Annotated in this window: 6 protein-coding genes; 5 read left to right on the top strand and 1 reads right to left on the bottom strand. The window is 76.1% G+C overall.

Going from position 1 to position 9,630, the window contains the following annotated elements; all coding sequences use genetic code 11:
• The first annotated feature begins 117 nt into the window (after window positions 1–117).
• From ACWDS7_RS43265 to manA, 5 genes are read left to right on the top strand one after another with little or no spacing between them, the layout of a single operon-like run.
• Complete coding sequence (locus tag ACWDS7_RS43265; protein WP_451934029.1) at window positions 118–3,363, top strand: glycoside hydrolase family 38 N-terminal domain-containing protein; 3,246 nt, start codon at window positions 118–120, stop codon at window positions 3,361–3,363.
• Window positions 3,338–4,345: a COG1470 family protein gene (locus tag ACWDS7_RS43260; RefSeq protein WP_451934028.1), complete on the top strand. Its 1,008-nt coding sequence runs from the start codon at window positions 3,338–3,340 to the stop codon at window positions 4,343–4,345. The genes ACWDS7_RS43265 and ACWDS7_RS43260 overlap by 26 nt, the downstream gene beginning before the upstream one ends.
• Window positions 4,342–5,145: a DUF7158 domain-containing protein gene (locus ACWDS7_RS43255; RefSeq protein WP_451934027.1), complete on the top strand. Its 804-nt coding sequence runs from the start codon at window positions 4,342–4,344 to the stop codon at window positions 5,143–5,145. Before ACWDS7_RS43260 ends, ACWDS7_RS43255 begins: the two co-directional genes overlap by 4 nt.
• Before the next feature lie 12 nt (window positions 5,146–5,157).
• The gene (locus tag ACWDS7_RS43250) at window positions 5,158–6,099 is read left to right on the top strand and encodes an ROK family protein (protein WP_451934026.1); all 942 of its coding nucleotides are present in this window, start codon (window positions 5,158–5,160) and stop codon (window positions 6,097–6,099) included.
• Entirely contained in the window at window positions 6,096–7,286 is a 1,191-nt protein-coding gene (manA, locus tag ACWDS7_RS43245; protein WP_451934025.1) for a mannose-6-phosphate isomerase, class I, read from the top strand. Before ACWDS7_RS43250 ends, manA begins: the two co-directional genes overlap by 4 nt.
• A 55-nt stretch (window positions 7,287–7,341) precedes the next feature.
• On the opposite strand, the gene ACWDS7_RS43240 is transcribed toward manA, so the two are convergent.
• The gene (locus tag ACWDS7_RS43240) at window positions 7,342–9,591 is read right to left on the bottom strand and encodes a glycoside hydrolase family 3 C-terminal domain-containing protein (protein WP_451934024.1); all 2,250 of its coding nucleotides are present in this window, start codon (window positions 9,589–9,591) and stop codon (window positions 7,342–7,344) included.
• Window positions 9,592–9,630: the final 39 nt, after the last annotated feature.

Genomic DNA, 9,630 nt, shown 5'->3' with positions numbered 1-9,630 from the left:
CGATAGCGGTCGAGCGCCTTGTCGAGCACGTGGCCGTCGATCGCCGTCCCCGCCGCCGCGGTGAAGCCGCGGCCGGCCGCCGACCACGTGGGTCACCGACCCGCAGAGAGGAATCCCGTGTCAGTCACCATCGTCTCCGTGGAGTCCACGGACCTGTTCGCGGGCACCGAGGACGCCCCGCGCCAGGTGCTGCGCGTGACGCTCGACGGCCCGCCCGCGCGGGTCGCCGTCACCGGCCTCGGCGTGGCGGGCGAGGCCGAGGGCTCCGGCGAGGTCGAGGTCCCGCTGGAGATCGCCGACCCGGTCCCGGGGGCCGAACTGCCGGTCGTGGTGACGGCGGGCGACGCGCGCGCCGAAGGCGTGGTCGTCGTGGCCGAGCCCGGCTGGACGATGTTCATGGTCTCGCACTTCCACTACGACCCGGTGTGGTGGAACACGCAGGCGGCGTACACCTCGCCCTGGGAACTGCTGTCCGGGGACGCCACCACCCGGCCGCTGTGGGAGCGCAACGGCTTCGCGCTGGTGGACGCGCACCTGGACCTGGCGCTGCGCGACCCGGTCTACAAGTTCGTGCTGGCCGAGATCGACTACCTCAAGCCGTACTTCGACGTGCACCCCGAGCGCCGCGCCGACCTGCGGCTGCTGATGGAGCGCGGGCAGGTCGAGCTGGTCGGCGGGACCTACAACGAGCCCAACACCAACCTGACCGGGGCCGAGACCACGATCCGGAACATCGTGTACGGCATCGGCTACCAGCGCGACATCCTGGGCGGGGAGCCGGCGACGGCGTGGCAGCTCGACGCGTTCGGGCACGACCCGCAGTTCCCCGGATACCTCGCGGCGGCCGGGCTGACCGGGAGCGCCTGGGCGCGCGGGCCGTTCCACCAGTGGGGGCCGATCCAGAAGAACTTCCGCGAGGCCAAGGACGACGCGACGGTCATGCAGTTCCCGAGCGAGTTCGAGTGGATCTCCCCCTCGGGGCTCGGGGTGCTGACGCACTTCATGCCGCACCACTACTCGGCGGGCTGGTGGATGGACTCCTCCGCCGACCTGGCCACCGCCGAGAAGGCCGTGTACGAGCTGTACCGCAAGCTCAAGCCGGTCGGGGCGACGAGGAACCTGCTGCTGCCCGTGGGCACCGACTACACCCCGCCGAACAAGTGGGTCACCGAGATCCACCGCTCCTGGAACGCCCGCTACGTCTGGCCGCGCTTCGTCTGCGCCACCCCGCGCGACTTCCTCGACGCGGTCCGGGCCGAGCTGGCGGCCTCCGGGCGGCGGCCCAGCCCGCAGACCCGGGACATGAACCCGATCTACACGGGCAAGGACGTCTCCTACATCGACACCAAGCAGGCGCAGCGGGCGGGCGAGGTGGCCGCCGTGGACGCGGAGAAGCTCGCCACCCTCGCCGCGCTCGAAGGGCTCGGGAGCTACCCCGAGGCCGCTCTGGACAAGGTCTGGCGGCAGCTCGCGTACGGCGCGCACCACGACGCGATCACCGGGAGCGAGTCCGACCAGGTCTACCTGGACCTGCTGTCCGGCTGGCGCGAGGCGTACGACCTGGCGGCCGCCGTACTGGACGCCTCGCTCGGGTCGCTCGTCGCCCGCGTGGACACCACCGGCGAGGGTGTCGCGGTCGTCGTCGCGAACACGCTGTCCTTCGACCGGTCGGCGCCGGTGGCCGTACGGCTGCCCGCCGGGCTCGACGGCGGCCGGGTGCTCGACGACGCCGGCGCGGAGGTGCCGTGCGTCGTCGACCGGGGGACCCTGCGGTTCCTGGCCGAGGACGTGCCCGCCACCGGCTGGCGCACCTGGCGGCTGCTGCCCGGCCCGTCGGACGCGGGACCCGCGTGGACTCCCGCCGTCGGAGTGACGGTCGAGAACGCCCGCTACCGCGTCACCGCCGACCCCGAGCGGGGCGGCGGCCTGTCCGGGGTGTTCGACAAGAAGGCGGGGCGCGAGCTGGTCCGGGAGGGATGCGTCGGCAACGAGCTGCGCGTCTACGAGGAGTATCCGGCCCACCCCGACTTCGGCGAGGGCCCCTGGCACCTGGTGCCCAAGGGTCCGGTCGTCGGCGCGGCGCAGGGCGCGGCCCGGGTGCGCCGCGAGACCTGCCCGCTCGGCGAGCGTCTGGTGATCACCGGGACGGTGGACGGCATCGGCTACGAGCAGACCGTCACGCTCTGGGACGGCGTGGACCGGGTGGACCTCGGCACCCGCGTCCTCGACTACAGCGGGGCGGACCGGCTGCTGCGGCTGAGCTTCCCCGCCGACCTCCCCGGCGCGCTCCCGGTGAGCGAGGTGGCCGGGGCCGTGGTCGGGCGCGGGTTCGCCCTGCCCGACGTGGACGCCGCCGAGGCGCCGTGGACCCTCGACAACCCCGCCAACACCTGGTTCGGCCTGGGCTCCACCGCCCGCGTCACGCTCACCGGCCCCGACGGCCGCTCCCCGGGGGACCGGGCGCTCGGGGTCGCCGAGGTGGTCGTGCCCGCGCTGGAGGACGCCGCCGGCGTCCGCGACCTGCTCGTCGCGCTGGTCCGGGCCGGGGTCACCGCGACCACGGCGAGCGCCGACTGGTCCCGGTACGGCTGGCTCGACGTGGACTCCAACCTCCCCGACTTCCGGATCATGATCGGCGGGCCGGAGGAGAACGACGCGGTGCGCGAGCTGCTGGAGAGCGCCGGGGCGGCCTACGCCGAGACCCTGGAGCGGGACGGCCGCGTCTGGGTGCCGGCCGCGCGGCCGCTGCGCGAGGTCTGGCGGCCCAACGCCGACCTGCGCGACCTGCGCGCGCTGCCCGCCCTGGTCACCACCGACCCCGCGGCGCTGACCGCCGACCTTGCCGACGCCCGCGTGAGCGTCGCCTGCCCGGGGGAGATCCCGGAGTCCGAGCTGCTCACCGACCACACCGTCGCGCTGCTCACCTACGGCCTGCCGGGCTTCGCCGTCGATCCGGCCGGGACGCTGCACCTGTCGCTGATGCGCTCGTGCACCGGCTGGCCGTCCGGCGTGTGGATCGACCCGCCCCGCCGTACGCTGCCCGACGGCGCGGGTTTCCAGCTCATGCACTGGACCCACGAGTTCCGCTACGCGCTGGTCTCCGGCGAGGGCGACTGGCGCACGCTGACGCTGCCCGCCCAGGGGGCAGGAGTTCAACCACCCGCTGTACGCCGTGGTCGCCGAGCCGCACCCGGGCCCGCTGCCGCCGGCCCGGTCGTACCTGCGGGTCCAGCCCGCCCGCGAGGTGCTGGTCGGCACCCTCAAGCCGGCCGGCAACCCGACCGCGCACGGATCGGCCGCCGCTCCGGACCCGGCGTCCGGCGTGACCGTCCGCCTGATGGAGTCCACCGGCCACGGCCGTGACGCCACCCTCTCCGGCGCACTTGCCCTCACCGAGGCATACCGCGCCGACCTGCTCGAACGCCGGGGCGGACCCGTTCCGGGCGCCATCGCGCTGACCGGCGCCGAGGTCGCCACCGTGATCGCCGCACCCGGCCTGCCGTCGTACGACGCCGCCGCCGCGGGCGTGCCGCCGTACGGCGGGGCGGCGCTGGGGCCGGCGGCCGAGGCGGCGCAGCCGGTGCACTCGCGGTACTGGCTGCACAACCGGGGGCCGGCGCCGATGGGGTACCTGCCGGTGAGCGTCGCGGCCTCACCGGGGCTCGTGCGGACCGGTGGGGAGCCGGCCGAGGTGTCGGTGGTGCTCTCCTCGCACCTGCTCGACGCCGACGTGGAGGGGGCCGTGGAGATCCTCGCCCCCGAGGGCTGGACGGCGAGCCTGACGCGGCGGCCGTACCGGCTGGCGGCGGGCGGGCACCTGCGGTTCCCGGTGACGGTCATCCCGCCGGAGGGCGTGGAGCCGGGGATGTACTTCGCCGCCGCCCGGTTCGAGCACGCCGGCCAGACCGTCGAGGACGTGGTCACGATCGCGGTCGGCGACCTGCCCGGCGTGCTGCCCGTGCCCGGCGACGTCCCCGAGGACTGGGTGGCCGCGCAGGGCAGCAAGGACAACCCCGGCCGCGACACCGGCCTGTCGGTGGAGGTGACCGCGCGGTCGGTGCGCGTCGCCCCCGGCGGCCAGGCCGTGCTGGGGCTCACGCTGCGCAACCGCACCCGCGGCGAGATCCGCGGTGAGCTGCAGCTCGTCTCGCCCTGGGGCACCTGGGACCTGGTCGCCGACCCGGTCCGCGGGTTCGCCCTCGCGGCGGGGGAGAGCGCCACCGCCGAGTTCGAGGTGGCCGCGCCGCGCGACGCCGCCCCCGGCTCCTCCTGGGCCCTGGTCAAGGTCATGTGGTACGGCCGCTGCCAGTACGCCCCGACCGTCGAGCTGGTGGTGGCCCCGTGACGGACGGTCACCACGGGCACGGGCATGGGCACGGGCATGGGCATCCGGTCCCCGGGTACGCACCCGTCACCGGGGAGCCGGCCGCGCCCGGCGTGGGTCCGGTGCTCGGCTGGCTCGACGGCGCCCCCCTCCCGCGCGCCGAGCTGGACCGGCGGCTCGGCGCCCTGCGGGCCGGGCCCCGGTCCACGGCGCTCCCCGCGCCGGGCACGGCCGAGGACCGGCAGCTCACGCGCTGGGTGGCCCAGGTCGTGCTGACCGAGGAGCTGTGCGCCGCCGAGGCCGCCGCGCGCGGGCTCGACCCCGGGGACGCCCCGCCGGTCCGGCTCGACCAGCGGGCCGCCGTCGAGCTGGGCTCCATCGCCGCGGCGGCGTACGAGGGCAGCGCGGCCGTCCGCGCCGTGTACGAGGCCGTCACCGCCGGCGTCGCCGTCACCCCCGCGGAGGCGGCCGCCTACCGGGAGTCCACCGCGCGGCCGCCCGCCGGGCCGGTCTGGCGGCTGCGCACGCCGGACGGCGAGTTCGACGCCGAGCCGGGTTCGCTGCCCGCGGACCTGGCCGGGGCGCTGGGCTCCGCCGTACCGGGCCAGACCGTGACGGCCGGTCCCTGGACCGCCACCCTTCTCGCCCGCCGCGGGCCGGAGCCGGACCCGTCCGGCCCCGCAGACGGCCTCCTCGACGCCGCACGCCGGCTGGCGTTCGTGCGGTGGCTCGACCACGCGCGCGCTCACCGGCTGCGGCTGGTGCCGGGACTGGAGCACCCCGGTGACCCCGCCCAGCCCGACAACCACCACCGCCACTGACGGAGAACCCCCGTGACCCATGCCTTGGCCGTCGACATCGGCGGCACCAAGATCGCCGCCGCGCTCGTCGATCCCCGCGGCGCCGTCTCGCACCGCTGGACCCGTCCCACGCCGCGCACCGACGACCCCGAGGAGGTGTTCCGGACGGTGGCGCGGCTCGCCGCGCGCGTCGTGGCCGCCGCCGGGGACATCGCGCGGAAGGCGCCGCTCGGCGTCGGCTCGGCCGGTCCGCTGGACCCGCGCGCCGGCACCGTGAGCCCGGTCAACATCCCCGCCTGGCGCGCGTTCCCGCTCGTGGACCGGCTCGCCGAGTCGCTCGGCCGGCCCGTGGTGCTGGCCGGGGACGGGCACTGCTTCGCGCTCGGCGAGCACTTCGCCGGGGCCGGCGCCGGGTCTCGTGCGCTGCTCGGCGTGGTCGTCTCCACGGGCGTCGGCGGCGGCCTGGTGCTGGACGGCGCGCCCCGGTTCGGGCCCTCGGGGAACTCCGGGCACGTCGGCCACATGATCGTCGATCCCGGGGGTGAGCCGTGCGCGTGCGGCTCGCGTGGCTGCGTCGAGACGTACGCCTCCGGGCCGGGCATGGTGCGCTGGGCGCGCGGTCAGGGGTGGCGGGCCGGGGAGCCGGAGGTCGACGCCGCCGTGCTGGCCGCCGATGCCCGCGAGGGCCTGCCGGTCGCCACCGCCGCGTTCGACCGCGCCGCCCGCGCCCTGGCCGGGGCGCTGCTGTCCACCGCGGCCGTCGTCGACCTCGACCTCGTCGTGGTCGGGGGTGGCGTCGCCCGCTCCGGGGACGTGCTGTTCGCCCCGCTGCGCACCTGGTCCGAACGGCTGGCCGGGCTGGACTTCCTGCGGCGCGTACGGCTCCGCCCGTCCGCGCTCGGCGGCGACGCCGGGCTGGTCGGGGCCGCCGCGCTGACCCGGCGGCCCGTCCCGGCGGCGGGAGCGGTGGCGTGAGCGCCCTGCCGCCCGGGGCCTACCGGCTCGACGGGACCGTGCGCACGTACGCCTGGGGATCCCGCAGCGCGATCGCCGGGATCCAGGGCCGCCCCGTGCCGAGCCCGGAACCCGAGGCCGAGCTGTGGCTGGGCGCGCACCCCGGTGCCCCGTCCCGGATCGGCGGCCGGCCGCTGGACGAGATCGTCGCCGCTGATCCCCGGGGCGTCCTGGGGCCCGCCGTCGCCGCCGAGTTCGGGCCACGCCTGCCGTACCTGATGAAGCTGCTGGCGGCCGAGGAGCCGCTGTCGCTGCAGGCCCACCCGGACGCGGAGCACGCGCGCGCGGCCTTCGCGGCCGAGGAGGCGGCGGGGCTGCCCCCGGAGCTGCGCAACTACCGCGACCCCCACCACAAGCCCGAGCTGCTCCTGGCCATGGGGGACTTCGAGGCGCTGTGCGGCTTCCGCGCCCCCGAGGCGGCGGCGGACCTGCTCGACCGGATCGACGTCCCCGCGCTGCGGCCCGTCGCCGCCCTCCTGCGCGGCCCCGAGGGCCTGCGCGAGGCGTTCACCGCGGCCCTGACCCTCTCCCCGGCGGCCCGTGCCGCCCTGGTCGCCGAGGTCGCGGCCGCGTGCGCCAAGCTCGGCGACGTGGACCCGGCCTACGAGGTCGCCGCCCGCCTGGCCGTCCACTACCCCGGTGACGCGGGCGTGGTCGTCTCCCTCCTGCTCAATCACGTACGGCTCGCGCCCGGCCAGGCCATCTGGATGCCCGCCGGGAACCCGCACGCCTACCTGCGCGGCGTGGGGGTCGAGGTGATGGCCTCCGGTGACAACGTGCTGCGCGGCGGCCTCACCCCCAAGCGCGTGGACGTCCCCGAGCTCCTCCGGGTGGTCCGCTTCGAACCCCTGGAGACGCCGGTCATCTCCCCGGAGCCGGTCGCCCCCGGCGTCGTCCGCTGGTCGCCCCCGGTCCGCGAGTTCGAGCTGACCCGCGCGACCCTGACCCTGGAGACCCCGCGGGCCGAGCTGGTCTCGGACGGTCCCCGCGTCCTCCTCTGCGTGTCCGGCGCCATCACCGCCGGCCGGGGCGAGCACGCCCTGACCCTCACCGCCGGCACCGCCGCCTTCGTCCCCGCCGGCGTCCCCGCCCTCCCCCTCGCCGGCCGCGGCGAGCTCTACCAGTCCGCCCCCGCCCCGCCCGCCTGACCTCAGCGGGCGCGGGGGAGAGGCGGCTCAGCGGTCACCGTCTCACGCAGGGTGCTCAGGGAGCCTTCGACGGGGGCGCGCTGCGGGCCTCGGCGACCAGCTCGGCGACGACCTCCGGGGTGACGCCGATGCCGAAGGTGGCGAACTTCGCCAGCGGGACGCCGCGGGCCAGGGCGAGCAGCATCGAGTCGCCGGCGGACAGCGCGGACAGGCCGGCCATCCGCTGGATCCGCTCGCCGAGCACCCTGGCGCCGACGGGGTGGTCCAGCCACTCGCCCAGCGTGGACATCGGCCCGAGCTCGTCGACCAGCCCGTCCCCGGGAGTGGTCACCTCGGCGCGCAGGCGGATGTCGCGCGAGGAGGCCCCCACCTCGACGGTGAAGCGCCCCGGGTCGATCCGCCAGCCGTGCCGGGAGGGCGACCAGCGGGCGATGTCCCGGCCGGTCAGCTCGAAGGAGATCCGGCGCGACTCGCCGGGCTCCAGCCCGGCTCTGGCGAACCCGCGCAGCTCGTGCCTGGGCCGGGAGGGGGTCTCCTCGGCGAAGGCCACGTAGAGCTGCACCACCTCGTGGGCGAACCTGCCGCCGGTGTTGGTGACGGTGGCCCGCACCGTCCAGGCGTTGTCGCCGGTCGGGGCCACGTCGAGGTCGGTGTAGGAGAAGCGGGTGTAGCTCAGGCCGTGGCCGAAGGGGTAGGCCACGGGGACGTCGAGCGTGTCGTAGTGGCGGTATCCGACGTAGCGGCCCTCGCCGTAGACCACGTGCCCGTCCTGGCCGGGGAAGTGCAGGTGGGCGGGGGTGTCGGCGAGGCTGAGCGGGATGGTCTCGGTGAGCCGCCCGCCCGGGCTGTGCAGCCCGAAGATCAGGTCGGCCAGGGCGGACCCGGCGGCCTGGCCGGGCAGCCAGCCCTCCAGGATCGCGGGCACCGCGTCCTGCCACCGCGCCACCGTGACGACGCCGCCGTTGGCCAGCACCACCGCGACCCGGGAGCAGGCCGCCGACACCGCGCGCAGCAGGGCGATCTGGTCGGCCGGAAGTTCGAGCGTGGTCCGGTCGAAGCCCTCGGACTCGGCCGCCTCCGGCAGGCCGAGGAACACCAGCGCCGTATCGGCCTGGGCCGTGGCCGCCACGGCCTCCGCCACCAGAGCGGCGTCCGGTGCCCCGTCCAGGGTGAAGCCCGGGGCGAAGGAGAGCGTGGTGCCGGGGCCGGCGGCGGCACGCAGCGCGTCCCAGGGAGTGTCCAGGCGGGTGGGCACGACGTGCGAGCTGCCGTGGCCCTGATATCGGGGGGTGCGCGCGAACTCGCCGATGACGGCGATCCGCTGGGAGGCGGCCGGGTCCAGCGGCAGCAGGTCACCGTCGTTCTTCAGCAGGACGGTCCCGGCCCGGGCGGCCTCACGGCACAGCTCGTGATGGGCGTCCACGTCCCAGCCGTCGAAGCGCCGCGCGCCCTCGACCCGGTGCCCCAGCCGGATGACGCGCTCGGCCGCCGCGGTGACCGCCGACTCCTCCAGGTGCCCGGCGCGGACCGCCGCGACGATCCGCTCGTCGGTGCCGGTCGGCGGCATCTCCAGGTCGAGGCCGGCGGCCAGGGCCGCGACCCGGTCGTTGACGGCGCCCCAGTCGGACACCACCAGGCCGTCGAAGCCCCATTCCTCCCGCAGCACCTCGGTGAGCAGCCAGCGGTTCTCGCTGGCGTAGACTCCGTTGATCTTGTTGTAGGCCGACATCACGGCGTACGGCGCGGCCTCGCGCACGATCCGTTCGAAGGCGGGCAGGTAGATCTCGCGCAACGTCTGCTCGTCGACGTCGGCGCTCACCCGCATCCGGTCCGTCTCCTGGTTGTTGACCGCGAAGTGCTTGACGCACGCCCCGAGCCCCGACGACTGGATCCCGGTGACCACGGCCGCGCCCATCACCCCGCTGACCAGCGGGTCCTCGGAGAAATACTCGAAGTTGCGGCCGCACAGCGGTGAGCGCTTGATGTTCACGCCGGGGCCCAGCACGACATCGGCACCCAGCGCGGACGCCTCTCTGGCCAGGGCCGCGCCCACCCGCCGCGCCAGTTCCGGATCCCAGGACGAGCCGAGGGCGACGGCCGGCGGGAAGCACGTGGCGGGAAGGCTGCGGCCCAGCCCGAGCGCGTCGCCCGCCGCGGGGTCCTGCCGCCGGATGCCGTGCGGGCCGTCGGTCAGGGTGACCGCACGGACCCGCCCGCCGATCGCGGTGGTCTGCCAGGTGCTGCTCCCGGAGGTCAGCGACGCCTTCTCGACGAGGGTGAGGTCGTTGGGTTCACGGAGGTTCATGTGTCGGCCCCTGGGTTCGGGATGGATGCGGGGGAGGGC

The organism is Streptosporangium sp. NPDC003464 (assembly GCF_053588315.1).
The sequence above is the reverse complement of the archived record's forward strand: the minus strand, read 5'-3'. Positions and strand labels throughout refer to the sequence as shown.